Source organism: Streptomyces sp. NPDC042102 (assembly GCF_055582305.1).
Genome location: NZ_JBVJDL010000001.1, coordinates 1,649,472 through 1,676,052, shown reverse-complemented (window position 1 = coordinate 1,676,052; position 26,581 = coordinate 1,649,472). Strand labels below are relative to the sequence as shown.

The following is a 26,581-nucleotide window of genomic DNA, read 5'->3' as shown; positions in this document are numbered from 1 at the left end:
GCCCCACACCCTCGCGCGACTGACCCGCGTGCGGGACTAGCGTGACGGACTCGCGTTGAGCTCCGCGACGACCGAGGCCGGCGTGTGGCCGCTGCCGTCCGACAGGCGGTGGAAGTCGACGGAGACGAAGTTCGGCCCGCGGCCCCCGGCGGCGGGGCGGCACCGTTCGGCGATGCGGTCGCGCAGCTTGGCGCCGTTGTCCAGGGCCGCCGTGAGGACGGTGGGCACGTTGCGGTGGTGGCTCATCGTGAACAGCCGCCGGAATCCCGGCTCCTGCCGGTCCAGCGGTACGTCGGACCAGCGGCTGACGCACGCGAGGTCGTTGCCCAGGTCCCCCAGGCTCCAGTAGTTGCTCACCGTCCAGGACCTGTCGTACATGACGCCCAGGTGCTCGCGGTCGGACCGGTCCGAGAAGATCAGCAGGCGCTTCCCCGCGGTGACGAGGTCGGCCACCTTCGGCCAGCCGTGCTGCCGCACGCCCCACTCCTCGGGCCGGAACAGCAGCCCGGACAGTCCGCCGACCCTGTCGAGGGACTGCCGCAGCTGGTCGGCGCTGACGTAGTCCTCGAGGAAGACGGTCACCACCTCCTGGGGGTGGGCGGCGAGGAAGTCCACCACGGTCCGCAGGGTGCCGTGGAAGGACTGCCGCGGCAGGGCGTACGTGGCACCGGCGAAGGCCTTGCAGTCGCCGTGGCACAGGTACACGTCACTGGGGTAGCAGTCGCTGCCGAAGCTGATGACGCACAGCCAGGTGCTGCGCTCGTACCAGTGCGTGTCCAGGCTCAGGCCGCGGACGCCGTTGTCGAGCTGGGCCCGTACCGACTCGGCCTGGTTCACCGAACTCCAGCGGGAGTCCTCGTAGTTGGTGAAGGCGTTGTGCGTGGTGAGGAAGGCGACCTCGTCCAGGCGGCGGTCGCCCCAGCGGGCGGTGGCCGAGTCCGAGGCGACGGCGGGGCCGACGGGGGCGGTGGCCGAGCGGGTGCCGGGCGGGGGCGCGGCGCTCGCCGCGGACACCGCGCCCAGGAGCGCCAGCAGGAGCAGGGACACGACGGCGTACCGCCCGCCCCGGCGGTGTCCGCGCACTCTCGACTTCGCCATGCCCACGTCAATCATGGAGGAGAGGCTACCGCCCGGAACCAGGTCCGTCCCGGCGAATGACGAAGACCCCGGCCCCCACAGGGGGCCGGGGTCTTCCGTGGAGCGCTGGGCAGGCCTTGCACCTGCATCTCCCCACAGGAAGTGGGGTGCCTTTCCTTGGACCACCAACGCCAGGCCCACCACCGCGGACCGCGGCGCGAGCTCAAGATCTACTGTAGCCCATCCGGGCCACTGCCCGCACCCACCTCCCTGCCCCGCGCCCGCCGTTCAGCGCATGCCCGGCAGACGCAGGCTGAGCAGCGCCGTCAGGGCGATCAGCACGAGCTGCACCAGCAGGGTGGCGCACACCGCCGTGCGCATGCCCGCCGCCGGGACCAGGGCGAGGAAGAGGCTGCCGAGCGTGGCGACCCCGAGCGCCAGCGAGGACTGCTGGGCGGTGATCATGACGCCGCCGCCCACGCCCGCGCGGTCGGCGGGTACGTCGGACAGGATCAGGCGCATCAGCACCGGCAGCTGCAGACCCTGCCCCAGCCCCGCGAGGGCCACGCCCGGGGCGAGTTCGGCGAGGCCGAGGTCCGGCCAGCCGTACCGGAGGGTGACCAGCAGGATCCCGATGCCGGCCGCCTGGAGCACGCCGCCGGCGGTGACGACCCGGCTGCCGTGGCGGCCGACCAGGCGCGGCCCCGCCAGGGAGGCCGCGAAGAAGGCCAGGGCCATCGGCACCAGCGCCAGCCCGGCCGTCACCGGGCCCATGCGCAGGCCCTGCTGGAGCACCACGGCGAGGACGAACATGAAGCCGCTGAACCCGACCGAGAACGGCACCAGCAGCACCAGACCGCGCCGCATCGACTCCAGCCGCAGCAGGCTCGGCGGCACCAGCGGGGTGCGGCCCCGGCGGTCGGCCCGGCGCTCGGTGACGTAGAACGCCACGGCGGCGACGGGGAACACCCCGAGGCTGACCCAGGTCCACAGGGGCCAGCCGGCGGCCCGGCCCTCGGTCAGCGGCAGCAGCAGTGAGACCAGCGACAGCGCGAGCAGGAGGGTCCCCGGCACGTCCACGGCGGCGGCCCGGCCGGCCCGGGTCTCCGGGACGGAGCGTACGGCGAGGACCAGGCCCAGGAGCACGACGGGGACGTTGACCAGGAACACCGCGCGCCAGCCGGTCCCGCCGAGGTCCGCGGCGACCAGGACCCCGCCGAGGATCTGCCCGGCGACCATGGACAGCCCGGCGGTGGCCCCGTACAGGCTCATGGCCCGGGCCCGGCGCGGGCCCTCGGTGGTGGCCTGGATGGTGGCGAGCACCTGCGGCAGCATCAGGGCGGAGGCCGCGCCCTGGGCGACGCGGGCGGCGACCAGGGTCCAGGCGTCCGGGGCCAGTCCGCAGGCCAGGGAGGTGACGCCGAACGCGGCCATGCCGACGAGGAAGAGCCGGCGGCGGCCGAGGCTGTCTCCGACGCGGCCGCCGAGGACGAGCAGGACGGCGTACGCGACGCCGTACCCGCCGACGACGAGTTCCAGCAGCGCGGGCCCGGCGGCGAGGTCGTGCTCGATGGCCGACAGCGCGACGTTGACGATGAAGAAGTCGATCAGGGGCAGCGCCGCCCCGAGGAGCACGGTGAACAGGCCCGTGCCGCCCAGGTGCGCGACGGTGGTCCCGGCCGCCGGGGCGGGGCCCGGGGGCGCCGGGGGTACGGGGGTGGTGCGTACGGTGGTCTCAGTCACGCTCCGAGACTCCTCCCACCGCCAGACGGGTACCAGAGTGTGCTTATCCGGGTACCAGCACTACCTGGCAACAGGATGGGCGGTCGGGCAGGCTGGACGTATGACGACCGTGGCCCCTGGAAGCGATGTCCGCCGGCACGAGCTGGCCGAGTTCCTGCGCAGCCGCCGCGAACGGATCGCGCCCGAGCAGGTCGGCCTCGTGCGGGGGCCGCGCCGGCGGACGCCGGGGCTGCGCCGCGAGGAGGTGGCGCACCTGTCGTCGGTGGGCGTGACCTGGTACACGTGGCTGGAGCAGGCGCGCGAGATCACGGTGTCGGCGCAGGTGCTGGACGCGGTCGCGCGGGCGCTGCTGCTCGACGCGAGCGAACGCGCGCACCTGTTCGCGCTGGCCGGTAGCGCGGACCCGACGCCCCACACGCCCTGCCCCAGCGTGACGCCGGCCCTGCGCGCCATGCTCGACCAGCTGGGCCCCGTCCCGGCGTGCGTCCAGAACAGCCGCTACGACATCCTCGCCCACAACGCCACGTACGGCCGACTCCTCGGTGATCTGGCGGGCAAGCGGCCGGAGGACCTCAATTGCATGTGGCTGGCCTTCACGGATCCCGAGTGGCGGGCGGCGGTGGTGGACCTGCCGGCCACGCACCGCACCATGGCGGCCAAGTTCCGGGCGGCGATGGCCGAGCACCTGGCGGAACCGGCGTGGAAGACGCTGCTGGCCCGGCTGGAGGGGGCGTCGGCGGAGTTCCGGGAGGTGTGGGCGCGCCACGAGGTGGTGGGGCAGGGGGCGAAGGCGAAGTACATCCGCAACGCGCACGTGGGCCTGCTGTACCTGGAGCACACCAACCTGTGGCTGGGGCCGGCTTCCGGCCCGCGACTGGTGGCGTACGTGCCGCTGGACGAGCAGACCCGGGAGCGGCTGGAGCGCCTGGAGAAGCTGGCGGCCACGACGGCCGCACCCCTCATCCCCCGGTCATAAATCCCGTTGATGGGGTCATAAAGAGGGGCCGGGTGCTCAGTTAGGATACCCTTAGTTTACAGTTCCCCTTGATCGCGTTTTTGGACGTTCGAAGGGAACTTGTCATGCCTCGCCCCCTGCGCGTAGCAATTGTCGGTGCCGGTCCCGCGGGGATCTACGCCGCCGACGCGCTGCTGAAGTCCGAGGCGGCCGCCGAACCCGGCGTGTCCATCGACATCTTCGAGCGCATGCCCGCGCCGTTCGGCCTGATCCGCTACGGCGTCGCCCCCGACCACCCGCGTATCAAGGGCATCATCACGGCCCTGCACCAGGTGCTCGACAAGCCGCAGGTCCGCCTCTTCGGGAACGTCGACTACCCGACGGACATCTCGCTCGACGACCTGCACTCCTTCTACGACGCCGTGGTCTTCTCGACCGGCGCCACCGCCGACCGCGCGCTGGACATCCCGGGTGTCGAGCTCGACGGCTCCTACGGCGCCGCCGACTTCGTCTCCTGGTACGACGGCCACCCGGACGTGCCGCGCACCTGGCCGCTGGAGGCGGAGAAGGTCGCCGTCCTCGGCGTCGGCAACGTCGCCCTCGACGTCGCCCGCATCCTCGCCAAGACCGCCGACGAGCTGCTGCCCACCGAGATCCCGCCGAACGTGTACGACGGCCTCAAGGCCAACAAGGCGCTGGAGGTGCACGTCTTCGGCCGCCGCGGCCCGGCGCAGGCCAAGTTCAGCCCGATGGAGCTGCGCGAGCTCGACCACTCGCCCAGCATCGAGGTCATCGTCAACCCCGAGGACATCGAGTACGACGAGGGCTCGATCGCCGAGCGCCGCAAGAACAAGCAGACCGACATGGTCGCCAAGACCCTGGAGAACTGGGCGATCCGCGACATCGGCGACCGCCCGCACAAGCTGTTCCTGCACTTCTTCGAGTCGCCGGCCGAGGTCCTCGGCGAGGACGGCAAGGTCGTCGGCCTGCGCACCGAGCGGACCGAGCTCGACGGCACCGGCAACGTCAAGGGCACCGGCCGGTTCACGACGTGGGACGTCCAGTCGGTCTACCGCGCGGTGGGCTACCTCTCGGACGAACTCCCCAAGCTGCCCTGGGACGTCGAGTCGGGCACGGTCCCGGACGAGGGCGGCCGCGTGATCGAGGGCGGGCAGCACATGGCGTCGACGTACGTCACGGGCTGGATCCGGCGCGGTCCGATCGGTCTGATCGGGCACACCAAGGGCGACGCGAACGAGACGGTGGCGAACCTGCTGGCCGACCACGCGGAGGGCCGTCTGCTGACGCCGGCCACGCCCGCGCCGGACGCCGTCGACGCCTTCCTGGCCGACCGGGGCGTGCGCTACACCACGTGGGAGGGCTGGTACCGGCTGGACGCGGCCGAGAAGGCCCTGGGCGAGCCGCAGGGCCGCGAGCGCGTGAAGATCGTCGAGCGCGAGGGCATGCTCGACGCCAGCGGAGCCTGACCCGGACCCCGGCCCCCGTCTCGGTCCCGGACCGGGTCACGGTCACGGACCCGGTCCCGGTCACGGCTCGCAGGGGACCCGGCGCCGCCGCCGGGTCCGTCCCGCCGGTCCTCAGGCCGTGGCGCGGCGGCGGGCCAGTTCCGGGTAGGTGACGACCAGGCCGTCCTCGTCGAACTCGACGTCGGCGGTGAAGTCCCCGGAGGCGTACCGGATCCGGGCGCCCGCGCTGCCGGTGCGGCCGAGGTGCGTGTACGTCTGCCGGGAGGCCGTGACGGTCAGGTCGGGCACGGACACCCAGGCCATCAGGAACACCTGCTCGCCCGGGTCCCGGTGCAGGGCGTGCCGCAGGACGGGCATGGTGTTGGTGAGCGGGCACAGGCCCAGGTCACAGTCCAGCGCCCCGTCCAGGTCCGGCCGCGGGTGGCCGTCGACGCTCCACCGGCCGGCCGCCGAGCGCCGCAGGTCCAGCTCCCGGACCCGGAGGGCGTCCTCGACGCGCACGGTCAGGTGCCGGGTGACGAAGTCCTCGCCGGCCTCCAGCGCGTAACTGAGCCAGTACGGCTCCGGCTCCGTGCCCACGGCCCTGCCGCGGGCACGGAGCCCGGCCGGCCCCGGCGGGCCCCCGTCGATCTCCACCCAGGCGGTCTCCAGCCCGCCGCTCGCCATCACTTCCCAGGTCAGCACGTGGTGTTCGGTCACCCGGCCAACGTACTGGCGACCGCGACCGCGGCCGCCGCCCGGCACGCCCGCCCGGCGGGTCAGTCGTCGATGCGGTCCAGCACCTTGCCCAGGTCGACGAACTTGAAGCCGGTCGCGGTGCGCGCCCCGTCGTGCGGGGCGTCGTGGCCGTCCTGGACGACGAGCAGGCCGCGCGGATACAGCGGGCCGAGCGGCTGGTTGAGGGCGGCCGCGCCGTCGCACTCCTCGGAGCCGTCGAGCTCACGGGTGCGGGCGGTGATCCGCAGACCCGCCTCGTACTCGTTGTCCTCGTCGACCTCGCGGTCGTAGAAGGCGAAGGTGTCGTCGCCCTGGCTGGAGACCATGAGGTAGCCGTCGCCGTCGGGCTCGTCGATCAGGGTGAGCCCTTCGACGTCGGCGGACAGCCGGCGGCCGCCGTGACCGGGGTCGGCGCCGGGGACGCACTCCTCGCTCTCCTCGTCGTACGTGGCCGGTACGCCGTACTCGCGGACCGTGTCGACGAGTTCGGGACGGGAGGTGAGGTCGGCACGGACGCGCCAGATGCCGACGTCCTCCTGGCCTGCGTAGAGCATGCCGTTGGCCGGGTCGACGACCATCCCCTCGACCTGGGGGCGCTCGCCGGGCTCCGCGCACGGCGTCCAGGTGCCGCCGTCCGGCATCCGGAAGGAGCCCGGCAGGTCCAGGGTGCGGACCGTGCGGTAGCCGACGGTGCCGCCGGGCGCGGCGAGGAGTTCGAGGAGCGCAACCGTCGTCTCGTGGCGGCGGCTGACCAGCGCGTACGACCGGCCCGTGGCGGGATCGGTCCAGGTGGCCAGGCCGTACGCCGTGCGCTGTTCGTTGATCTCCGTCTGGCCGGCGGAGAAGACCGGGCGGGCGGCGGGGTCGGTGATGTCGGTGAGGGGGCTGTGCGGCCGGCCGGGGTCGATCCGGTAGAAGCGCAGGCGGTCGTTGCCGCGGTCGGTGACCACCGCGATGTCGGCGCGCCCGGCGGTCAGGCGCGAACCCTGCACCAGGTCGACGTTGTTGAACCGGCCCGGCGCGTCGTCGGCGCCGGGGCCCGCCGGTGCGGGCAGGGCCTGGACCTCGCGCGCGTCGAGCCCGTACACGCGCAGGCCGCCCTCCTTGGCGGTGGCGATGACCAGGCTGCGGGCGGGGTCGAGGCGGTTGCGCCAGATCGCGGGGTCGTCCGCGTCGGCGTTGCCGCCGGCCTCGTCGTCGAAGAGCGGCGCGGTCTCGGCCGTGGGGGTCACGGCGGGCAGCGCGGCGGAGGGCCGGGCGGTCCCGGGGGCGGGGGCGGGGGCGGGGTGCGCGGCCGCCGGAGCGGTGAGGGCGGTGGCGAGGACGACCGCGGCGGCACCCAGGGGAAGGGCGGCCGGCCTGGTGCGACGGTGCAGGGTCACGGAGGACTCCCATCGTCAGGGGCATGAGGGACGGTTGCTTGACCGATCGCCGCAGAGCGTCGAACTCTGGTGTGTCCAAAGGAAGTTGAGAGGACGAACCTGGGACGTGCGCGCGGTGAACTCGGTCGGGGGCGGGGCGCGGGCGCGGGCACCGCGCCACGTGACCGCCCCCGACGGCCCGCCGGGCGGCCGCCCCCGGTGACCCGTCAGGCGGCCGTCAGGCTCCGCAGAGGGGCCGGGTCGTCACGTACCCGCCGCCGTTCTCGTCGTCGGTGCCCAGGAGGGCGTCGCCGGATCCGGGCAGGCATTCCACGCCCTCGACCTTGTACCGGGGGAAGGTCTCCAGCACCGTGGGGGACGCCTCGAGCGCGATCCGGGGCCGGCCCGCCGCCGACACGGTCACCCGGCCCGCGTCGCTGACCGCGGAGTCGAACGGTCCGTCGTCACCGGCGTCCGCCGCCGAGCTCACCAGGATCCGGCCCGATCCGGTCACCGAGATGTCGGAGATGTGGCGCGTGCCGTCCTCGGCCGGGTACGCCGCCCGGTACGCCCGGCGCGTCACGTCACCGAAGAGCGGCTGCCCCCACGAGGCGAACGTCACGGGCGCGGCGTACAGCGTCGCGGGACGGCCCGCGCCGGCGCCGCGGTCCGCCCACAGGGCGACGAGCCGGCCGTTCCGGGCGACGAGCGCGAAGCTCTCGAAGTCGTCGCCCGTGCCGATCGCGGGCAGGGGCGTGTGGTCGACCACGGTCGCCGTGGAGCCGGTGACCTTCATGCGGTACACGATGCCGCGGCCGGTGAGCGCCAGGTACTCCCCCGGCATCCCCGGGATGGCTTCGATGGCCTCCAGGTCGACGGGTTCGGGTCCGTCCCAGGTGATCGGCGAGACGCCGTCGGAGCCGTCCCCGTGCGTGAGCCGCGAGAGCCGCTGCTGCCCGGACCGCTTGTTGTCGTGCACGACCAGCACGCGCACGCCGGCGCCGTCACCGGTACGGCCTTCGAAGGCGACGCCGCTGACGCCGCCACGGGCGTCGGCGCCCACCCTGTGCCACTCGCCGACGGCGCCGGCCAGGGTCGTACCGAGCGCCGTCAGCAGCGCGGTGGTCGCGGTGAGCCAGGCCATGCGCTGCACCATCGTGGAGTTCACTGGGGTCGCTCCCCTTCCCTCGTCCGGCAGACGCGTGGTCACGCGCCGGGCGCCAGGGTATTGATCATGGCGAGCCCTGCCCAGCGGGGTGTGCTCCGTCCGGGGGAGCGCACGGAGGGACGGCGGGCGCGGGCCGGGAAACGGCCCGCCCGCATCCGTGCCCCCGCGGCCGGCCGGCCAGGCGCACGGCCAGCACCCCGCCCGACAGGGCCAGTTGCCGGGCGGCACCCCCGGCTCCGGGGGTCGCCGTCAGCTCGTCCGGGCCGGTGGGCCCGGCCACGCACGCGCCCAGAGCCCAGACCGCCGGGGCCGCCCGCCCGCCGGACGCGCCATCGGCGTCGCTGTTACGGAGTCCGGAACCCGTTCGGCGCAAGAACGGGCGGCAGCACTGGAACCCGGGATCCGCATGCCGGGGCCGCGAGCGGCGCCCGCGCGTCAACCCGCCTTTGACGTATGCCCCTTACAAGCGACAGTTACGGACATATCCGCATTGTGCAACACGGGTCGATTTCGTGGCTTTTCGGGGTGGTCGGGGTCCAGAGTGTGGGTCCTCGGCACGACGCCGGGAACCGCACGACCCCGCCCGGTTCGTACGAGCCGGGCAGGGCTGACCATTGAAGGGGTCCTCTTCATGTCTGCTTCTCTCGCGACCCGCCGCGTACTCGCCACGGTCCTGGCCGCCGGCGCCCTGATCGGCGCGGCCGCCCTGCCCGCCGTCGCGGACGACGACCACCGGCACGACCGGTACGACCGCCGCGGCCGCTCGTCGGTCGTCATCGGGGAGGTCCAGCACGAGAGCCGTGGCCGCGACCGCGACCGCGACCGCGGCCACAGCCACGACAACCGCGCCCTGAACAGGGAGTGGGTCGAGGTGAAGAACACGGGCCGGCGCGCCGTGGAACTGCGCGGCTTCACGCTGACCGACCGGGAGGGCAACCGCTACCGCTTCAAGGGCTTCCGGCTGGAGGGCCGCTCCAGCGTCAAGGTCCACACCGGTGAGGGCCGCGACAGCTACCGCGACGTCTACCAGGACCGCCGTCACCAGGTGTGGAACGAGCGTGACACCGCCACGCTGCGCGACCACCGCGGGAACGTCGTCGACAGCAAGTCCTGGGGCCGCCGCGGCCACGGCGACCACCGCGACCACCGCGACCACGGCTGATCCGGAGGGGCAGCCACCCCCGTCGGGGACACGGGGACGGTGAGCTGCCGGCCACCGGGGGCGGCGTACCACGGCGAACCGGCCGCGGTACGCCGCCCCCGGGCCGCCCCGGCGGGTCCGGCGGCCGGTGGTGTAGGAAGGTTGTCGTGAAGGAACAGACACAGTCCTCGACGGTCCGGGTGTTCATAGCGCTCGCCCCGCCCGACGACGCGAAGGACGAGCTGGCGCGGGAGCTCGGGCCCGCGTACGCGGCGTACCCGCGCATGCGGTGGAACCGCATCGAGGACTGGCACATCACCCTGGCGTTCCTCGGCGAGCTGCCGGTACGGGCCGTTCCGCCGCTGCGGCGGCCCCTGGCGGACCTCGCGGCCGCCCGCCGGCCCCTGCGGCTGGCGCTGCACGGCGGCGGGCACTTCGACCAGCGGGTGCTGTGGAGCGGCGTCGAGGGGGATCTCGAGGGGCTGCACCTGCTCACCGCCGAGGTCCGCGGCCTGGTCAAGGAGTGCGGCGTCGACTTCGTGGACCGGCCACTGCGTCCGCATCTGACGCTGGCCCGGTCCCGCCGCGGGGACCATGCCAGCGTCCCGGAGGCCGCCACCGGCCTCGCCTCCTTCACAGGCGGCACCTGGCCGGCCGCACGTCTGCACCTGGTCGGCAGCAACATCGGCCGCGGCCCGGGACCGATCCACTACCGCGACATCGAGGCCTGGGACTTCACCGGCGGTCACTGAGCCCGGTGTCCGGTCCGCCACGCTCGGTGGCGTCGCCGGTCGCCAGGGGCGACGGCGTGCTTCGATGGGGCCGTGGAAGCACTCGCGCGCCCGCTCCTGATCCGCGGCTTTGGCCGGCCCAGCGGTCTGCTCGGCCGGCTGGGGGGCCGGCTGATGGCCCTCGGCAACGCCGCCACCGAACGTCACGCCGTCGCCCTCGCGGCGCCCGCCGAGCGGGACGTCGTCCTGGTCGTCGGCCCCGGCCCCGGCGTCGGCCTCGAAGCCGCCGCCGAGCGCTCGGCCCACGTCATCGGGGTCGACCCCTCCGACGTCATGCTCGCCATGGCCCGCCGCCGCTGCGCGGAACAGATCCGGCGGGGCCGCGTCCGCCTCGCCCCGGGAACCGCCGCCTGCACGGGCGCGCCCGACGCCTCGGCGGACGTCGTGATCTCCGTCAACACCCTCCAGCTCTGGCCCGACGTCCCGGCCGCCCTCCGCGAACTCCACCGCGTCCTGCGCCCCGGCGGCCGCATGGTCCTCAGCGCCCACGAGACATGGCTCCCCCTGGCCCTTCCCGCGCTCGCGGACACCGTACGCGCGGCCGGCTTCAGCGCGGTGCGCACCTGGACCTGGGAGCCCCCGACCCGGATGGCCCCGACGGCGGCGCTGCTGAGCGCGGTGCGCCCCTGAGTCCCTGAGTCCCCGAGCCCCTCGCACGGCGGGCTTCGGCCGTATCCGTGCGTTTGAGCCAACTCCACTGGCTGTGACCCGAGTTGAACTGCCACTGACCTATCTTCTGGGAGGCATGCCTGCTTCGTCCCAGGAGGTCTGATTGCAGTCCAGGCGCATTCCCGCGCTGCCTCGCGCGATACGCCGTTCCTACGTCCTCATCGTCTTCGCCCTCGGATCCCTGCTCGTCGGGGTGACTCCCCTGCTCGGGGTCGCGAGTCCCGCCCCGGCACCCCGTCCCGCTCCCGTGCCCTTCGAGCAGCAGCCGGCACAGGCGTCCCCGCACCACGGGATCGCGCCGGCGAACGCCCTGGAGCCCACGGCTCCCGTCCTCGACCGCACCGGCTGGACGGCGGCGGCCAGCGACGAGGAGACCGCCGGTGAGAACGGCCGCGCCGGCCGCGTCCTCGACGGCGACAACACGACCATCTGGCACAGCAAATGGTCCGCACCCGTCGCCCCGCTGCCGCACAGCATCACCATCGACATGCACCGCACGGCCGTCGTCTCCGCGCTGGTCTACCAGCCCCGCACCAACGGGCCCAACGGGCGCCCGGGCGAGTACAGCCTCAGCGTGAGTGCGGACGGCGCCACCTGGGGCAGCCCCGTGGCCACCGGCACGCTCGCGGACGACGCGAGTGCCAAGACGCTCGGGTTCGCCCCGCAGGGGGCCCGGTTCGTACGGCTGACGGCGCTGACCGAGGCGGGCGGGCGCGGGCCCTGGACCTCCGCGGCCGAGATCAACCTGCTGGGCGACCCGGGCACCCCGGCGGCCACGGTCGACCTGTCGCGCACCGGCTGGACGGCGACGGCCAGCGACGAGGAGACCGCCGGTGAGAACGGCCGCGCCGGCCGCGTCCTCGACGGCGACAACACGACCATCTGGCACAGCAAATGGTCCGCACCCGTCGCCCCGCTGCCGCACAGCATCACCATCGACATGCACCGCACGGCCGTCGTCTCCGCGCTGGTCTACCAGCCCCGCGCCGACGGGGCCAACGGGCGGGCCGGTGCGTACACGGTGACCACGAGCGCCGACGGTGTCGCCTTCGGCGCGCCGGTGGCCGCGGGCACCTGGCGGGACGACGACACCGTCAAGACCGCCACCTTCACGCGCGCCGAGAGCACCCGCTTCGTCCGGCTGACCGTGACCACCGAAGCCGGTGGCCGGGGTCCGTGGACCTCGGCGGGCGAGATCCGCCTCAGCGGACCGGCGAACCCCGCCGCGCACGGCTCGTGGGGCCGGATCACCGGCTTCCCGCTGGTGCCGGTGGCCACCGCCGTGCTGCCGGGCGACAAGCTGCTGGCGTGGTCGGCGTACGCACTCGACCGCTTCGGCGGCAGCAACGGCTACACCCAGACCGCGATCCTGGACCTCAAGACCGGCAAGGTGACGCAGCGCCGGATCGACAACACCGGGCACGACATGTTCTGTCCCGGGATAGTGATGCTCGCCGACGGCCGGGTGCTGGTCACCGGTGGCAGCAACGCGGAGAAGGCCAGTGTCTACGACCCGGCCACCGACACCTGGTCCGCGACCACCAGCATGAACATCGCCCGCGGCTACCAGGCCATGACGCTGCTCTCCACGGGTGAGGCGTTCGTGCTGGGCGGGTCCTGGAGCGGCACGGCGGGCACCGACAAGGCGGGCGAGGTCTGGTCCCCCGACACCCGCACCTGGCGCACCCTCCCGGGCGTACCGGCCGCGCCGGCGCTGACGGCCGACCCGGCCGGCCCCTACCGGGCCGACAACCACATGTGGCTGCACGCCACGTCGGGCGGCAAGGTGCTCCAGCTCGGCCCGAGCAAGCAGATGAACTGGATCTCCACCCAGGGCGGCGGCGGCATCACCGCCGCCGGGCCCCGGGCCGACAGCCCGGACGCCATGACCGGCAACGCCGTCGCCTACGACATCGGCAAGCTGCTCACGCTGGGCGGATCGCCCGCCTACGAGAAGTCGCCGGCCACCCGGCGCGCGTACACCGTGGGCATCGACGGCAGCGAGGTACGGGCCGCGCGTACGGGCGACATGGGGCACGCCCGCGCCTTCAGCAACAGCGTCGTCCTGCCGGACGGCAAGGTGGCCGTCTTCGGCGGTCAGGCCTACCCGGTGCCCTTCAGCGACGCGACGTCCGTGCTGACCCCCGAGCTGTGGGACCCGGCGACCGGCACCTTCACCCCGCTCGCCACCATGGCGATACCGCGCAACTACCACAGCGTGGCGAACCTGCTGCCGGACGGGCGGATCTTCTCCGGTGGCGGGGGCCTGTGCGGCGAGTGCGCGACCAATCACGCCGACGGGGCGGTGTTCACGCCGCCCTACCTGCTCAACGCGGACGGCTCCGAGAAGGCGCGGCCCGTGATCACCGGGGGTGTGCCCTCCCGGGCGGACGCCGGGACGACGCTGACCGTGACCACGCAGGGACAGGTGGCGTCGTTCGTCCTGATGCGGGCCGCGGCCGCGACCCACTCCACCGACAACGACCAGCGGCGCGTGCCGCTGGCGGCCACGGGCGCGGGGACCGGCTCGTACGCGGTGGAACTGCCCGCCGACAAGGGGGTGGTCCTGCCGGGCACCTACATGCTCTTCGCCCTCGACGCACAGGGGGTGCCGAGCACGGCCCGGTTCCTGACCGTGTCCTAGACAGGCGCGGTGTCCGGCCCGGCTCCGGGGAGCGCGGGCCGGCACCGCCGCCGGGGGCGCGCCGTCACGGCGCCAGCACCGTCAGCCGCAGCAGCGCCGCGACGGCGGGCAGCGCCGGGACCGCGTACCACCAGCGGGGCAGCCACTCGCCCTTGACGGCGACCGCCGCCAGCAGGCCGGTGACGCCCGAGAGGACGAGCCCGAACACGGCGGCGTTGCGGGCGGAGGCGGCCTCCTCCGGTCCCCAGTCGCCGTTCGAGGGAAGGGACGTGTAGGCGAACCACACCCCGTACGCCGCGAGCAGGCTTCCGGCGGCCACCAGCACCGCGCAGACCACCGTGCCCAGCCATCCGGCCCGCTTGCCGTCGCCGCTCATCCGAGGGCCTCCTTCGCCTGGTCGACGTGGTCGTCGAACTGCCTGCCGTACCGCTCGGCGTTGGGGTCCTTGTAGTACGGGCCTCCGTTGTAGCGGGCGGCCAGTTCCTGCATCTGCGCGCGGGTCATCTGCTCGGGCGGTACGTCGGCGAAGCCGCTCTCGGCCTTGAGCTGCGCCAGGTACTCGGAGGCGATGAAGATGTTCTTCGCCGGGTCGCGCACCGCGTCGACCACGACGTCGCGCTGCGCGTCGGTCAGGTGGTGCGGGTCGTATCCGAGGACCTCGGCCGCCCGGCGGACCTGGATCGCCATCGGGCCCATCGAGGTCAGGTCGGCGGCCTGCCCGCCGGAGAACGCGTTGCGGGTCCCCTGTGCGATGTCGTCCTGCCAGGTCGGGTCGCCCTCGACCTCCTTCCAGGCGATGCCCGCCACCATCTCCGGCGGCAGCCCGGAGTCGTGGGCGGCGGCCCGGATCAGCTCCCGGTGCGCGGTGATGTACTCGCGGCGGCCCTCGTCGGAGTTGGACCAGAAGGGCAGGTAGTGGCCCGGTGCGTCGGGCAGGCCCGCCACGCGGGTCGAGATCCGGCTGAGGGCCTCGGTGACCACCACGTTCCCGCCGACCGTGGAGATCTCGTCGGTCTTCACGCCCGTGCCCGGCAGCTGGAGCAGGGGGCCGGAGCCCGCCTCGCGCACTTCCCGCTGGAGCGGCCCCAGCCCCCTGAGCAGGGCGGCCGGGTCGCCGGCCGGGCCCTGGTACTCGGGGATGGTCCGGCGCGCCGCGCGGATCGCGGCGACACAGGTGTGCCGGGCCTCGGACTCCACGCGCCGGGCGTCGTCGTAGTGGCCGGCGGCCTGGCCGTGGAGCCGGTCGGCGTCCTCACGGATGGCGTCGACGTCCACGGTGACCTCGGCCAGGAAGTCCAGGACGCCCGTGGTGCCCCGCAGGTCCTCCCACTGGCGCATGGGGGTGGCGGCGCGGGCGGTGGGGGTGATGGCCGTCGCCTCGCGGGAGATGACCCGGGCGAGCTCGACCTCGCTGCTCACACCGTTGCGGTAGTGGCCCTTGGCGGTGGTGACGGCGTCGGCGTAGGCGGCCAGGGCGGTGCCGACCGAGCGGAAGGCCGCGGACAGCGTGTCCGCCAGCGCCTTGGTTTCCTTGAGCCGGCCCACGTACAGGTCGCGGGCCTCGCTGCGCCAGTCGATCCGGGCCGCCTTGAGGAAGGAGTCGTCGGTGGACTCCATCAGCCGGTGCAGGCGCGCGTACTCCTGGGCGCCCCGGTCGATGAGGGCGGGGCTGGCGTCCTCCAGGAAGCGGACGTCGGTGCGGTAGGTGGTCATCTCAGGCCACCACGTCCTGGGGCTTGCGGTAGACGCCGCACTCGACGAGGGCGCTCAGCTGTGCCCGGGCCGCTTCGTCGATCTCGGTGTACGCGTTGCCGGACGACTCCAGCTTGGTCGACAGGCCGGCCAGGAGCGCCACCGTGTCGTTGTACTGGTCCTTCGCGAACGTGGCGAAGTCGAGGACGGCGGCCGCCACGTCGGCGTGGGCGCGCGGCGAGCGGGGCGCGGTGGCGTTGTCGCCGTCCATGCGGCCGGCGTAGAGCAGTCCCGCGATCTCCATCAGCAGGTGCGCGTTGCCGTTGATGGAGGCGGTGTTCGCCTGGAAGCCGTCGCCGCTCGGGGCCGACCCGGTGGCACCGGAACCCGCGCCCGCCTGGTTGAGGCGGGTGCTCGCCTGCGCCGACCGGTCCGAGGCGCCCGCCTTGGCCCGCCCCCACTCCTCCTCGAACGACACTGCGCCCACCCCCTCCTTCGAGCTCCTTCGAGCAATCGGAAGATCATATTCCCACAGCGGGCGGACTCCCCCGCACCTCACGGCAGTTCGGGCGGTTTCGGGGCGACCCGGGACGGATCGGGGCGGTGCGCGCGGCCGCCCGAGCGGCGGTATCCGGTCAAGCTGGATGGCCGTTCGATGAACGCCGCTTCGCCGGCCGCTGGTCAGCGGGTTCAAGGCGGCACGTCGCGACGGCGATCACTCCCTGTTCTCCTGTGGATACCGTGCGGTACGTCCCGCGTGAGCTGCTCGAACGACCATCCGGCGCCCGCTATCCGAACGAGGTGTCCGTAAATCGGTCATCGATATGCGAGGCACCTTCGCATCGGACAGACTCAACGAGGTCAAACCGCAGGAACGCAAAACATTTACGCGTTCAACCTTTGAATCGAAAGCGAGTCCCGTCGTGCGTCACCGTTTCGCCGCTGTCTCCGCCGCCGCCCTCCTCTGTCTGGCCGGCGCGACCGGTATCGCGGAAGCCAAGCCCGCCAGCCTGTACGCCCCGTCCGCCATGGTCTTCGCCGTCGCCAAGGGCGACGGCGACACGGCGACCGTCCTGCGGGCCTCCACCCTCAGCTGCGCGCCGTCCGCCCAGGGCACCCACCCCAACCCCAAGGCCGCCTGCGCCGCCCTGAACGCCACCGACGGGGCGTTCGACCGGCTGCTGGCCTCCCCGAACCCGGACCGGGCGTGCCCCATGCACTACGACCCGGTCACGGTGACCGCGGACGGCGTCTGGCAGGGCAGCCGCGTCTCGTGGAAGTACACCTTCGGCAACTCCTGCGCCATGAACGCCACCCTCAACGGCAACGCCGTCTTCGCGTTCTGACGAGCTGTCGGCCCGGCTTCCGCCGGCCGGGCCTCCCGCGCGCGGGACGACGCCGTCACGAACGGGCGGCGAAGGCCTTCGTGAAGGCGAGCGGCTCCTGGAGGATGGACGAGCAGGTGGCGTCGGCGCTGTTCTTCGCGCCGCCCGGGCACTGCTGGTCACGGGCCCCGGACCACATCGAGAGCCAGGCCAGGCCCTTCGTACGGGCGAAGCCGGCGAGCTGGCCGGCGTCCTCGACGGTGAAGATCTCGCTCACCACGTCATTGACCCCGATCATCGGGGTCACGGCGAGCGCCTTCCACGCCGCGGCGTCCGAGAGGCCGAGGACCCCCTTGAGCTGCGCCTGGGTGGCGGTGGCCGCCTGGATCGCGTAACCGCCCATGTCCCCGCTGTACGCCGGGCCGTAGTCCATGGCCATGATGTTGACCGCGGAGACGGCCACCCCGTTGCGCCGGGCGTCGGCCAGCAGATCGACCCCCGGCTGGGTCAGGCCCTCGGGCATGACGGGCAGGGTGAAGGAGACGTTCAGCCCGGGGTGCCGGCGCTGGAGCAGTGCGATGGCCTGCGCGCGCCGGGTGTTGGCGGCCGTGTCGGGCAGGGCCGCGCCCTCGACGTCGAAGTCGGCCTTGGTCAGCCCGTAGGCGTCCACGACCTTGCCGTAGGCCGCCGCCAGATCGGCCGCGGAGGAGCAGGCCAGGGCGAGTTCGGAGCCGGCGGCGCCGCCGAAGGACACCCGGACGTCGCCGCCCTTGGCCCGCAGGCCCGCGATCTGCGCGGCCACCTGGTCGGAGCCGAGCGGGGTGACCCCGCCCCAGCGCGGTTCACAGCCGCCTCCCGAGGTGATGAACGCCAGGTTGAACTCCTTGACCCCGGTCCGGTCGGCCGTGGCCAGCAGGTCGTAGGCCGGGTACAGCGAGGTGTCCACGTAGGGGGCGAAGGGCGCGGCCGTGGTGGTGCCGCCGCCCGGCGGGCGCGTCGGGGTCGCGGTGGCCGTCGGAGCGGTCGTGGCGGTCGGCGGCGTGGTCGGCCGCGGCGGGGCCGTGGGCGTACCCGTGGCCGTGGGCGCGGTCGCCGTGGGCTGCGCGGTGGGGCGGCCGCTGGGGACGGGCGCGGGCCCGGTGCCGGCCGAGCACTTCACCTTGTCGATGAGGCAGCCGGTGGGACTGCCCGGGGTGCCCTGCGCGGACGTCACGAAGCCGACGGTGACGGAGGCCCCGGGGGCGAGCCCGGTGTCCGCCCAGCGGGGCGGCTTCACCGTGACGTGGCTGCCGCTGACGGTGTGTTCGCCGTTCCACAGGGACGACAGGGCCGTCCCCGCGGGCAGGTCGAATTCGAGGGTCCAGTTCTTCAGCGGCTTGTCGCCGTGGTTGGTGATGACGTACTGGCCGGTGTAACCGGTGGACCAGCTGCTGGACTTGGTGAAAGCGGCGCCCACGGAGGCGGCCTGAGCCGTCCCGGTCAGGGCGATCGCGCTGCCGGCGACGGCGGTGGCGAGGGCCACGGCCCCCGCCGCCTTCGCGGGGACGCCTGCCTTGCGACGGTGTGAGTTGCGCGCCATGACTGCCTGCCTCATCGGTGCGGGGATGGGGGATCGGGCAGCACGCTAGTGATCCGGAATCGGACAAAAGGGCAGTACGGAGCCGAGGGCCAGGATCTTGAGGCGGGCTTAAGGCGGGGATGGGACACGGTTAGGGTCCGGGTCAGGGTCTGGCCCGCGCCGCGCGGCGCACCTCAGGGAATCGGGTCGGGGACGGGGTCCAGCAGGTGCCGGTCGTTGTTGCGGACGCTGTTGACCTGCGTGGACACCGCCGTGGCGGTCAGGTCCCCGCCGGCCGGGGTGTGGAGCAGGGCACGCAGGGCGTGGAGGTCGTCATGGCCGGGGTCGAGCCAGGCCCCGTAGTCGTCGGCGTCGAGGGCCAGCGGCATCCGGGGGTGGATGCGGCCGGCCGCGTCGGTGGCTTCGGTGGTGATGATCGTGGTGGTGATCAGCCAGGCGTCCGGGTCGTCGTCGTCGGCGACGGCCTTGTCGCGCCAGAACTCGTACAGGCCGGCCATGGCCATCACCGTGCCGTCGGCGGGAGCGATGAAGTACGGCTGTTTGTACGCCTTCGCCGTGCCGGTGGCGGGCACGGGCACCCATTCGTAGAAGCCGTCCGCGGGCAGCAGGCACCGGCGCTTGGCGAAAGCCCGCCGGTAGGCCGGCTTCTCGTGGACGGTCTCCACCCGGGCGTTGATCATCCGCGAGCCGACGGCCGGGTCCTTCGCCCACGACGGCACCAGCCCCCAGCGCAGCGCCCGCAGGCGGCGTGCCACCTCGCCGCTCTCCCGGTCCGGGCGTTCGAGGACGGCCCACACCGGGTCGGTGGGGGCCACGTTCCAGCTCGCGGCCAAGGTCTCCCGGGCGTCCCAGCGGGCCCGGAACAGGTCCGCGAGGTCACCGGGGGCGCGCGAGGAGGCGTAACGGCCGCACATGCCGTCCATTCTGCCCCTCGGCACGGCGGCACGTGGCCCTGCCACGCCACGGCGGGCCCGCGCGGCGGCGTCAGCCCAATGTGACGTGCTCCGCCCGGGCGTGGACGGTGATCCCGTCGGCGTCGACCGAGACGCCGTCCGGCTCCATGCCCATCGGCAACTCCGGGAGCGTGCGGTCCCGCCCCTGGAAGGCCTCGGCGATCCTGGGGTCGGACGGGTCGAGGGCGCGGCCCGCGACGGACGCGGAGACGGGGCGCACCGTGACCGTGTCACCGTCGAGGCCGACCTCGGCGAGGACCGTCACGGGGAACCCGAAGAAGCTGCGGCCGATCTTCAGCCGGCCGTCGGCGGCGGACAGCGTGGTGCCGGGACCGAGCCGCGTACCGAGGGCGGAGTAGGGCACGGTGAAGTCCCCCACCGCCGTGGCCGCGGTGTACGTGCCGCCGGACCCCTCGGAGACGTCGGTGAGGTCGAGGGAGGCGTTCACGGGCTGCCCCTGCGCCGTGGTGGCCTCGGCGCGTATCCGTACGCGGGGGTGGGTTCCCCGGGCCAGGTCGTACAGGAAGGGGAAGCCGTCGATGCCGACCTCGGGCGCGGCGGTCAGACGCGGGTGGCGCTCGGCGATGCGATCGGCCATCCGGTGCTCGCCGACCGCGGCGGCGGCGAGGTCGGCCGCCGGGAGGAGCACCGCCGACGCGCACAGGGACACCGCGGCCAGCAACCGGCGGCGGCTGGGGCGCGGGCGCCGGCCGGCGGGTCCGCCGGGTCCGCCTGCCGCGGTGGTGGCCGGCCGGGGCGTACGCAGGGGGGTGGGTGGGGTCATGACTCCCTCGGGGGCGTCGGGGCGGGGGACACGGCTGCGGAGCGGGATGCGGGGGCGGATGCGGGTGCCCGTATCCCGGCGGGGGCGGCGGCGTACGGCTCGGCGCCGCCCTCGGCCGCTCCCTCACGCCTGGTCCCGCTCTCGCCCTTGCTTTTGCTCTTGTCCTCGACCTCGACCTCTCCCTCGATGTCGACGTCGGGGAGCAGCCGGTCGAGCCAGGCCGGCAGCCACCACGTGGCCCGGCCGAGGAGGATCATCGCGGCGGGGACGAGGATGCCGCGGACGACGGTGGCGTCGAGGGCGACGGCCGTGGCCAGGCCGATGCCGAACATCTTCACGACGGGGTCGTCGGACAGCAGGTAGCTCAGGAAGACACTGACCATGATCAGCGCCGCGGAGGTGATGATCCGTCCGGTCGTGCCGAGCCCGTCGATCACGGCGGCACGGTTGTCACGGGAGCGGAGGTACGACTCCCGGACGGCCGTCAGCAGGAAGACCTCGTAGTCCATCGAGAGGCCGAACAGCACGGCGAACATCAGCAGCGGGACGTAGCCCGGGATGGCGGTCGGTCCCTCCAGGCCGATCAGTGCGGCGCCCCAGCCCCACTGGAACACCGCCGTGAGGACGCCGTACGCGGCGAGGACGGAGGCCAGGTTCATCACGGCGGCCTTGACCGCGAGGACCGGGGACCGGAAGGCGAGCAGGAGCAGCAGGCCGGCGACGGCGAGGACGAATCCGACGACGAGCGGCATCCGCCGGGCGAGGCGTTCGTTGAGGTCGGCCTGCACGGCGGGGGCGCCGCCGACGTGCGCGGTCGGCTCGGTGCCTCCGGTCGCCCCGGGGAGGGTGGTGTCGCGCAGCCGGTCGACCAGGGCGGCGGTGGCCGGGTCGGCGGGGGCGGTGGCGGGGGTGACCTGCCAGCGGACCTGGACGCCGTCGGAGCTGAGCTGCGCCGGGCTCACCGAGGCGACGCCGGAGGTCCGCGTCAGGGCGGCGGTGACGCCGGCGATCCGGGGGTCGGTGGGGCCTGCGGCCGGGTCCGGAAGGGTGCAGGTGACCTGGAGGGGGCCGTTGACGCCCGGCCCGAAGGCGTCGGCGAGCCGGTCGTACGCGGTGCGGGCCGCCGTACCGGGGGCCTTGGTGCCGGCGTCGAGCTGGCCGAAGGCCAACTGGGCGGCGGGCGCGGCGAGAACGCCGACCAGGGCCAGGCCCGCGAGGAGGTGGCGCCACGGCCGGGCGGCCACCCGCTCGGCGACGCGCGCCCAGCCATGGGGCCGCGGACCGGCGGACACGGCCTCGGCGCGGGCGACGGACGGGGCCTCGGCGGGCGCGGCGGGGGTGGCGGAGGGTGCGGCGGTCGGGGGCTTCGGGGTGAGCCGGCGGCCGAGGAGGACCAGCAGGGCCGGTACCAGCGTGAGGGCCGCCGCGACGGCGGTCAGGACGGCGATGCCCGGGGCCAGTGCCAGGGCGTACAGCAGGGGCAGTCCGCCGAGGGCGAGTCCGGCCAGTGCCGTGACGACCGCGCACCCGGCGAACGCCACGGCCTTGCCGGAGCCGGCCATGGTGCGCACGGCCGCGTCCTCGACGCCGACACCTTCGGCCCGCAGCGTCCGGAAGCGGGTGAGGCAGAAGAGGGTGTAGTCGATGCCGACGCCGAGGCCGATCATGGCCGCGATGGTGGTGCCGGACGACGGCATGTCGATGAGGTGGCCCGCCAGGCCGATCGCCGCGAGCGAGACGCCCAGGCCCAGGACGCCGACGACCAGCGGTACGCCGGCGGCCACCACGCCGGCGAAGCCAACGGCGAGGATGACGAAGGCCGCCGCGAGGCCGATGAGTTCGCTGTGGCGCGTGGCGCCCTTGCCGAGGGCCGCGGCGAGGTCGCCACCGGGGGTGACCTCGATCCCGGCCGCCTCGGCGGGGGCCGCCGCGGCCACGATCTCGCGGGTGACGTCGGCGGTGATGTCCCGTCCCGACAGGTCGAGTTCGACCGATACGTACGCGGTGTGCCCGTCCGCGGCCAGGGCCGCGCGGCCGGCGGGCTGGTACGGGGTCGTCACGGCGACCACGTGGTCCACGCCGGCGATGGCGCGCGCGGCCTCGTCGACGGCCCGGACCAGCTGTGGCGCGGTGAGGGCGGGGGCGTCGGCGGCGGTGTGCAGGACCAGGGGCTGGCGTCCGGAGGCCGGGCCGTGGAAGGCCTCGGCCGCGTCGGCGGCGGCCTGGCTGTCGCTGCCGGGGATCGAGACGGCCTCGGAGGTGACCCGCCCGACCGCGCCCAGCGCGCCGGCCAGGGCGACGAGCAGCAGGAGCCAGGCGGCCACGGTCCGTTTGGGTCTGCGGGCGCACCAGCGCCCCACGGTCACGAACATCGGCGTCGTCCGCTCCTCTCGCGCGGCGCGCGGCCGCACGGCGCGTGCCCCGCGCACCGACCTGAAACATATTGCACTCGGCGTGCAGCTTTACGCTTGCATTGGGAGTGCAACAATGTCAACCGAGGGAAGGAGTCCAGGTGAAGGATGCGGAGCCCGGCACGGCGGGCGCGCCGGACGGCCGGGCGGAGCGGGGGCGGCGGACCCGCGAGAAGATCGCCGACGCCCTGCTGTCGCTGCTGGACGAGGGCGAGTCGCAGTTCCCCGCCGACCGGGTGGCCGAGCGGGCCGGCGTGTCGCGGCGTTCGGTGTTCCACCACTTCGACGACATGGCGCAGCTGGTCGACACCGCGATCACGCGCCGCCTGGAGCAACTGGACGCCCGGATCAAGCCCCTGCCGACGACGGGGCCGCGCGAGCTGCGGGTCGCCGCGCTCGTGGAACAGCGCGCCCGGATCCTGGAGTGGATCACGCCGGCACGGCTGGCGATCATGCGGCTCGACCATCCGTCCGAGCGGATCGAGCGGGTCACCCGGGAGGCCTTCGACACGGCCCGGCAGCGGCTGACCGAGGTCTTCGCCCAGGAGCTCGACCCCCTGCCACGGGAGCGCCGCCAGGATCTGGTCAACGCGCTGGACGGGGTGGCCACGTGGGGCGCGTGGCACCACTGGCGCACCAGTGGGCTGGATCAGCGCACGGCGTCGCGCGCCATGGAGGTGGCGATCCACGCCGTCCTCGCCGCGGCCGCGGACCGGCCGGGCCCGGAAAACGCGTCGGCAGCAGCGGGCTGACGCCTGCGCTGCTGCCGTTCACGCTCGCTCTTCATGCTCCCCCGGCGCACCGCTGACGGTGCGCCGGGGCCGTTCGGTAGTACGTCAGAGGCTGCTCTTCGACGCGGTGAAGACGGAGCACTCCTTGTACTCGCTGCCGTCGCCCTTGCCGGTGTACGCCGTCGTGGCCTCGGTCTGACTGGTCGCACCCGCCTTGACCTTGAGGCCGGTGACGCGGGCCGTGGCGGGGATCACGCTCGAGGCCGCGTCCCCGCGGAACTTCACGGTGATGTTGTACGTCTGGTCCAGCGAGCCGCTGTTGGTGACGGTGAGCCGGGCGACGAGGTTCTTGCCCGTGGCGTCCAGCCGGCACTTGTCGATCTTGATGTCGCGCTCGGCCTTGTTGCTGCTGGAACCGCCGGGGACCGAGGAACCCCCCGACGTGCTGCCGCTGGTGCTGCTGCTGTCACTGCCGCTGGAGCTGCTGGAGCCGCTGGTGCCGCTGGAGGTGCTGCCACCGGAGGTGGTGTCGCCGGAGGTGCTCCCACCGCTGGAGCCACTGGAGCCACTGGAGCCGCCGCTCGAACCGGAGCTGCTGCTGCCACCGCCGCAGCTTCCCCCGTGCGAGCCGCGGGCTCCCGTCAGGGCGAAGACGGCGATACCGAAGACGGCGACGGCGCGGACATGGCGGAGCTTCACGTTCAACCCCCGTTGAAGTATCAACACTTGGAAGAGGCCCGCCTTGACGGGCGCACGTCACCCTAGCAGCACCCAGGAGCCACTCATTCCGCTCCCGGACCCGCACTTAGCCGTGGACGGCCGGGCGGTAGGTGCACACGTGCACGCCGGTGCTGCTGGTGACGGTGGAGACCAGCTCCAGCGTCCGCAGCGTGCCGTCGTGGGGGAAGATGGTCTTCCCGCCGCCGAGGAGCACCGGCATGATCATGAGCCGGAGTTCGTCGACCAGGCCTTCGGCGAGGAGCGTGCGGACCAGCGTGGGACTGCCCATGACCGCGAGGTCGCCGCCCTCGGTCGCGCGCAGCTCGCGGATCCGGTCGACCGCCCGGTCGCCGGGGATGGCCGTGGTGTTGTGCCACGTCAGCTCATCCTCGCCGAGGGTCCGCGTCACGACGTACTTCTTGATGGAGTTCATCTGGTCGGCGAAGGGGTCGCCGGCCCGCTCGGGCCACGCCCCGGCCATCGTCTGCCAGGTGCGGCGGCCGAAGAGCAGCGCCTCGCACGTCTTCATCGCCTCGCCGATGGCGTCGCCCATGACCTCGGGGTCGAAGAAGGGGTGGGACCAGCCACCGTGCGCGAAGCCGCCGTCGGTGTCCTCCTGCGGGCCGCCCGGAGCCTGGACGACGCCGTCGAGGCTGATGAACTCACTGATCACGATACGCATGTGTCTGTCCCTCAGATCTGCTTGACCAACGGATCACTCGTGGGCACGCCCACTCTGTCTGATTCCGGCGGCCGAGGTGAAGGTGATCCACCACATGGTTCACCTTCGTTCCGGCGCCGCTCACAGGGGTAGACCGGGGCCGCGCCCGGAACTCATCGGCGTGACCGGAAAATTCTGCACCGGCCCGCCGCCGGATGACAGGATGCCCCGGACACACGGGACGGCGGGGGGCACATGCTGAGCGGGCTGGACGCGGTGGACTGGGCGGCACTGGAGTCGGTACGGCCCGACTGGCGGCCGGCCACCGAGCTGCCAAGGGCGCTGCGCCGGCTCGCGCGGGCGGACGCCACCACCGGCAAGGACGCCGTGGAGCACGCGTACTGCGCGGTGCAGGACCTGGTACTGGCCACGGGACGGATCACCGACGCGGGCACGGCCGCGCTGCCGTTCCTCGTGGACCTGGCCCTCTCCCCCGGCACGGTCGCCCGGCCGGACCTCGCCTTCCTGCTGGCCGGGCTCGCGGAGAACGGCGCGGCCGACGGGACCGGGTCCGGGGCCGGGGCCGTGGACCCGGCGTGGGAGGCGGCCTGGCGACAGCAGTGGCCCCGCGTACGGACCCTGACGGGCGACCCGGACCGGGAGGTGCGGCGCAGTGCCCTCCAGCTGATCGCCGGCCGGCCCGCCGATCTGCTGGAGCGGTGGCGCGAGGAGACCGACCGCTCGGTGCGGGTGACCCTGCTGCTGACGCTGGGCGAGGCGGGGGCGGGGGCGGGGGCCGCCGGGGACCCCGAGGACCCCGAGGGGACGACGGCCACCGCCATACGGGCGGTGCTGGACGGTGTCCTGCGCGGTGCGGACCCGGTGCTGCGGGTGGCGGCCGTGGTGGCCATGGCGTCCATCGATCCGCGGGCGCCGTTGCGCGCGTACGCGATGCTGCTGGAACTCCTCACCGACCCGGCGCTCGCCCCGCAGTTCGAGCAGGTCTGGTACGCCCCGCACAGCGACCACCCGTTCAACCGCGAGGACGTCGCGGCCTGGGTCGTCGGCCTGCTCGGCCGGGATCCGGAGGTGGCGCTCTCGTTCGTGGCCGCCCTCGCCGCGGCCGGGGGCCGCACGGACGACGCGGAGCTGCGCCGGTGCGCGCTCGACGTGGGGTGGCGGATCCTCGTGGACCGGCCGTCGGCGGCTGGCGCCCTTCTGCCGCTGGCAGCCCGGCTACTGGCCGACCCGGACGACGACGTGCGCTACAAGGCCGCGCACCTGCTGGCGGTGCTCGGCCCCCGGTCGGCCCCGTACGCCGACCGGCTCGCCGCGCTCCTCGACGACACCGGCGCGTCGCAGTTCTTCGACGGCACCGTCGGCGATCACGCGCGGTGGGCGCTGACCCGGATCGGCGACCCGCGCGCCCTGCCGGATCTGGTCGACCGGCTCGTGGCACCGTACCGGGACCTGCAGGGCTGGGGCTACGCCCTCGGTGACCCGCGGCCGCCGGACGTCGCCGACGTGCTCCGCCCGCTCACCGCGCACGCCGCCGTACTGCTGCCGGCGGTACGGGAGGCGCTGCGGGACGAGGTCGCCCGCTCCGGCTGGCTGATCCGCGACCTCCGGGAGGTGCTCCGGGCCTGGGGGCAGGACCCGCTGCTCCCCGGGGAGACGGATCCGTACCCGCCGCCGTGGGAACCGCCGTTGATGGATCCGGCGGAGGCGGAGGCCACGGTGCTGACGTACGCGGCCGACCGGGAGCTCCTGGGGTCCTTGCGCGCCGCGCTGCTCTCGCTCGCCCACCACGGACACGTGACCCCGCCGGCCCGGGAGGCACTGACGGCGCTGCGGGACGCGGACCGCCGGCTGACGGTGTACGGCGACTACCGGGCGTTCCTCCAGGACGAGGAGATCCGCGCCCTGATCGCCCCCGTGCTCGCGCTCCCCCAGGGGGTTTGAGCCGGGTGTA

General features: G+C 73.9%; 23 protein-coding genes. 9 read left to right on the top strand and 14 right to left on the bottom strand.

Annotated features, from left to right (window positions below; all coding sequences use genetic code 11):
• Window positions 1-36: 36 nt before the first annotated feature.
• On the bottom strand, window positions 37-1,113 hold the full coding sequence (locus tag ACZ6KO_RS06885; RefSeq protein WP_469300919.1) for a PI-PLC domain-containing protein: 1,077 nt from the start codon (window positions 1,111-1,113) through the stop codon (window positions 37-39).
• Window positions 1,114-1,365: 252 nt separating this feature from the next.
• On the bottom strand, window positions 1,366-2,820 hold the full coding sequence (locus ACZ6KO_RS06880; RefSeq protein ID WP_469300917.1) for an MFS transporter: 1,455 nt from the start codon (window positions 2,818-2,820) through the stop codon (window positions 1,366-1,368).
• A gap of 100 nt (window positions 2,821-2,920) precedes the next feature.
• Here ACZ6KO_RS06880 and ACZ6KO_RS06875 point away from each other — a divergent pair, with 100 nt between their 5' ends.
• Window positions 2,921-3,796: a helix-turn-helix transcriptional regulator gene (locus ACZ6KO_RS06875; protein ID WP_469300914.1), complete on the top strand. Its 876-nt coding sequence runs from the start codon at window positions 2,921-2,923 to the stop codon at window positions 3,794-3,796.
• Between the two features lie 104 nt (window positions 3,797-3,900).
• The gene (locus ACZ6KO_RS06870) at window positions 3,901-5,262 is read left to right on the top strand and encodes an FAD-dependent oxidoreductase (RefSeq protein ID WP_469300911.1); all 1,362 of its coding nucleotides are present in this window, start codon (window positions 3,901-3,903) and stop codon (window positions 5,260-5,262) included.
• 111 nt (window positions 5,263-5,373) lie between these two features.
• On the opposite strand, the gene ACZ6KO_RS06865 is transcribed toward ACZ6KO_RS06870, so the two are convergent.
• The 3 genes from ACZ6KO_RS06865 to ACZ6KO_RS06855 form a co-directional block, all read right to left on the bottom strand.
• Entirely contained in the window at window positions 5,374-5,961 is a 588-nt protein-coding gene (locus tag ACZ6KO_RS06865; protein ID WP_469300908.1) for a putative glycolipid-binding domain-containing protein, read from the bottom strand.
• Window positions 5,962-6,020: 59 nt separating this feature from the next.
• The gene (locus ACZ6KO_RS06860; protein WP_469300905.1) at window positions 6,021-7,361 is read right to left on the bottom strand and encodes a phytase; all 1,341 of its coding nucleotides are present in this window, start codon (window positions 7,359-7,361) and stop codon (window positions 6,021-6,023) included.
• A 217-nt stretch (window positions 7,362-7,578) separates the two neighbouring features.
• On the bottom strand, window positions 7,579-8,508 hold the full coding sequence (locus tag ACZ6KO_RS06855) for a hypothetical protein (protein ID WP_469300903.1): 930 nt from the start codon (window positions 8,506-8,508) through the stop codon (window positions 7,579-7,581).
• Window positions 8,509-9,139: 631 nt separating this feature from the next.
• Here ACZ6KO_RS06855 and ACZ6KO_RS06850 point away from each other — a divergent pair.
• The 4 genes from ACZ6KO_RS06850 to ACZ6KO_RS06835 all read left to right on the top strand — a co-directional run bounded on the left by ACZ6KO_RS06850 (window position 9,140) and on the right by ACZ6KO_RS06835 (window position 13,753).
• Complete coding sequence (locus tag ACZ6KO_RS06850) at window positions 9,140-9,670, top strand: lamin tail domain-containing protein (RefSeq protein ID WP_469300901.1); 531 nt, start codon at window positions 9,140-9,142, stop codon at window positions 9,668-9,670.
• 146 nt (window positions 9,671-9,816) lie between these two features.
• A complete protein-coding gene (thpR, locus tag ACZ6KO_RS06845) occupies window positions 9,817-10,401 on the top strand; it encodes an RNA 2',3'-cyclic phosphodiesterase (RefSeq protein ID WP_469300898.1) in 585 nt (194 codons plus the stop codon).
• 72 nt (window positions 10,402-10,473) lie between these two features.
• Complete coding sequence (locus ACZ6KO_RS06840; RefSeq protein ID WP_469300896.1) at window positions 10,474-11,070, top strand: class I SAM-dependent methyltransferase; 597 nt, start codon at window positions 10,474-10,476, stop codon at window positions 11,068-11,070.
• A 142-nt stretch (window positions 11,071-11,212) separates the two neighbouring features.
• Complete coding sequence (locus ACZ6KO_RS06835; RefSeq protein WP_469300894.1) at window positions 11,213-13,753, top strand: discoidin domain-containing protein; 2,541 nt, start codon at window positions 11,213-11,215, stop codon at window positions 13,751-13,753.
• A gap of 64 nt (window positions 13,754-13,817) precedes the next feature.
• On the opposite strand, the gene ACZ6KO_RS06830 is transcribed toward ACZ6KO_RS06835, so the two are convergent.
• Genes ACZ6KO_RS06830 through ACZ6KO_RS06820 form a run of 3 tightly spaced genes read right to left on the bottom strand, consistent with a single transcriptional unit; the run spans window position 13,818 to window position 15,923 of the window.
• Window positions 13,818-14,129: a hypothetical protein gene (locus ACZ6KO_RS06830; protein ID WP_469300891.1), complete on the bottom strand. Its 312-nt coding sequence runs from the start codon at window positions 14,127-14,129 to the stop codon at window positions 13,818-13,820.
• Entirely contained in the window at window positions 14,126-15,466 is a 1,341-nt protein-coding gene (locus ACZ6KO_RS06825) for a hypothetical protein (RefSeq protein WP_469300889.1), read from the bottom strand. Before ACZ6KO_RS06825 ends, ACZ6KO_RS06830 begins: the two co-directional genes overlap by 4 nt.
• Window position 15,467: 1 nt before the next feature.
• Window positions 15,468-15,923, bottom strand: coding sequence for a hypothetical protein (locus ACZ6KO_RS06820; RefSeq protein ID WP_469300887.1), 456 nt, complete (start codon window positions 15,921-15,923; stop codon window positions 15,468-15,470).
• A 445-nt stretch (window positions 15,924-16,368) separates the two neighbouring features.
• Between ACZ6KO_RS06820 and ACZ6KO_RS06815 the strand changes: the two genes are divergently transcribed.
• Entirely contained in the window at window positions 16,369-16,791 is a 423-nt protein-coding gene (locus tag ACZ6KO_RS06815; protein ID WP_469300885.1) for a subtilase-type protease inhibitor, read from the top strand.
• Window positions 16,792-16,846: 55 nt separating this feature from the next.
• On the opposite strand, the gene ACZ6KO_RS06810 is transcribed toward ACZ6KO_RS06815, so the two are convergent.
• From ACZ6KO_RS06810 to ACZ6KO_RS06795, 4 genes are all read right to left on the bottom strand, one after another.
• Complete coding sequence (locus tag ACZ6KO_RS06810; RefSeq protein WP_469300882.1) at window positions 16,847-18,349, bottom strand: glycoside hydrolase family 18 protein; 1,503 nt, start codon at window positions 18,347-18,349, stop codon at window positions 16,847-16,849.
• 173 nt (window positions 18,350-18,522) lie between these two features.
• On the bottom strand, window positions 18,523-19,263 hold the full coding sequence (locus ACZ6KO_RS06805) for an SOS response-associated peptidase (protein WP_469300880.1): 741 nt from the start codon (window positions 19,261-19,263) through the stop codon (window positions 18,523-18,525).
• 70 nt (window positions 19,264-19,333) lie between these two features.
• Window positions 19,334-20,086 (bottom strand): LmeA family phospholipid-binding protein, encoded by a 753-nt coding sequence (locus ACZ6KO_RS06800; RefSeq protein WP_469300878.1) that lies wholly within the window; start codon window positions 20,084-20,086, stop codon window positions 19,334-19,336.
• On the bottom strand, window positions 20,083-22,458 hold the full coding sequence (locus ACZ6KO_RS06795; RefSeq protein ID WP_469300876.1) for an MMPL family transporter: 2,376 nt from the start codon (window positions 22,456-22,458) through the stop codon (window positions 20,083-20,085). The genes ACZ6KO_RS06800 and ACZ6KO_RS06795 overlap by 4 nt, the downstream gene beginning before the upstream one ends.
• A gap of 140 nt (window positions 22,459-22,598) precedes the next feature.
• On the opposite strand from ACZ6KO_RS06795, the gene ACZ6KO_RS06790 reads away from it, so the two are divergent.
• A complete protein-coding gene (locus tag ACZ6KO_RS06790) occupies window positions 22,599-23,249 on the top strand; it encodes a TetR/AcrR family transcriptional regulator (protein ID WP_469300874.1) in 651 nt (216 codons plus the stop codon).
• Window positions 23,250-23,333: 84 nt separating this feature from the next.
• Here ACZ6KO_RS06790 and ACZ6KO_RS06785 read toward each other — a convergent pair whose 3' ends face one another.
• Both ACZ6KO_RS06785 and ACZ6KO_RS06780 read right to left on the bottom strand, forming a co-directional pair.
• The gene (locus ACZ6KO_RS06785; protein ID WP_469300872.1) at window positions 23,334-23,927 is read right to left on the bottom strand and encodes a hypothetical protein; all 594 of its coding nucleotides are present in this window, start codon (window positions 23,925-23,927) and stop codon (window positions 23,334-23,336) included.
• Window positions 23,928-24,033: 106 nt separating this feature from the next.
• Window positions 24,034-24,630 (bottom strand): dihydrofolate reductase family protein, encoded by a 597-nt coding sequence (locus ACZ6KO_RS06780; protein WP_469300870.1) that lies wholly within the window; start codon window positions 24,628-24,630, stop codon window positions 24,034-24,036.
• A 234-nt stretch (window positions 24,631-24,864) separates the two neighbouring features.
• Here ACZ6KO_RS06780 and ACZ6KO_RS06775 point away from each other — a divergent pair, with 234 nt between their 5' ends.
• Window positions 24,865-26,571, top strand: a complete 1,707-nt coding sequence (locus ACZ6KO_RS06775; protein ID WP_469300868.1) for a HEAT repeat domain-containing protein — start codon at window positions 24,865-24,867, stop codon at window positions 26,569-26,571.
• The last annotated feature ends 10 nt before the right edge of the window (window positions 26,572-26,581 follow it).

Excerpts from the sequence above, each read along its gene's own strand:
- ACZ6KO_RS06800 (WP_469300878.1), bottom strand. The coding sequence starts at position 20,086 with ATGACCCCACCCACCCCCCTGCGTACGCCCCGGCCGGCCACCACCGCG.
- ACZ6KO_RS06850 (WP_469300901.1), top strand. The coding sequence starts at position 9,140 with ATGTCTGCTTCTCTCGCGACCCGCCGCGTACTCGCCACGGTCCTGGCC.
- ACZ6KO_RS06825 (WP_469300889.1), bottom strand. The coding sequence starts at position 15,466 with ATGACCACCTACCGCACCGACGTCCGCTTCCTGGAGGACGCCAGCCCC.
- ACZ6KO_RS06875 (WP_469300914.1), top strand. The coding sequence starts at position 2,921 with ATGACGACCGTGGCCCCTGGAAGCGATGTCCGCCGGCACGAGCTGGCC.
- ACZ6KO_RS06870 (WP_469300911.1), top strand. The coding sequence starts at position 3,901 with ATGCCTCGCCCCCTGCGCGTAGCAATTGTCGGTGCCGGTCCCGCGGGG.
- ACZ6KO_RS06805 (WP_469300880.1), bottom strand. The coding sequence starts at position 19,263 with ATGTGCGGCCGTTACGCCTCCTCGCGCGCCCCCGGTGACCTCGCGGAC.
- ACZ6KO_RS06830 (WP_469300891.1), bottom strand. The coding sequence starts at position 14,129 with ATGAGCGGCGACGGCAAGCGGGCCGGATGGCTGGGCACGGTGGTCTGC.
- ACZ6KO_RS06810 (WP_469300882.1), bottom strand. The coding sequence starts at position 18,349 with ATGGCGCGCAACTCACACCGTCGCAAGGCAGGCGTCCCCGCGAAGGCG.
- ACZ6KO_RS06775 (WP_469300868.1), top strand. The coding sequence starts at position 24,865 with ATGCTGAGCGGGCTGGACGCGGTGGACTGGGCGGCACTGGAGTCGGTA.
- ACZ6KO_RS06885 (WP_469300919.1), bottom strand. The coding sequence starts at position 1,113 with ATGATTGACGTGGGCATGGCGAAGTCGAGAGTGCGCGGACACCGCCGG.
- ACZ6KO_RS06795 (WP_469300876.1), bottom strand. The coding sequence starts at position 22,458 with ATGTTCGTGACCGTGGGGCGCTGGTGCGCCCGCAGACCCAAACGGACC.
- ACZ6KO_RS06780 (WP_469300870.1), bottom strand. The coding sequence starts at position 24,630 with ATGCGTATCGTGATCAGTGAGTTCATCAGCCTCGACGGCGTCGTCCAG.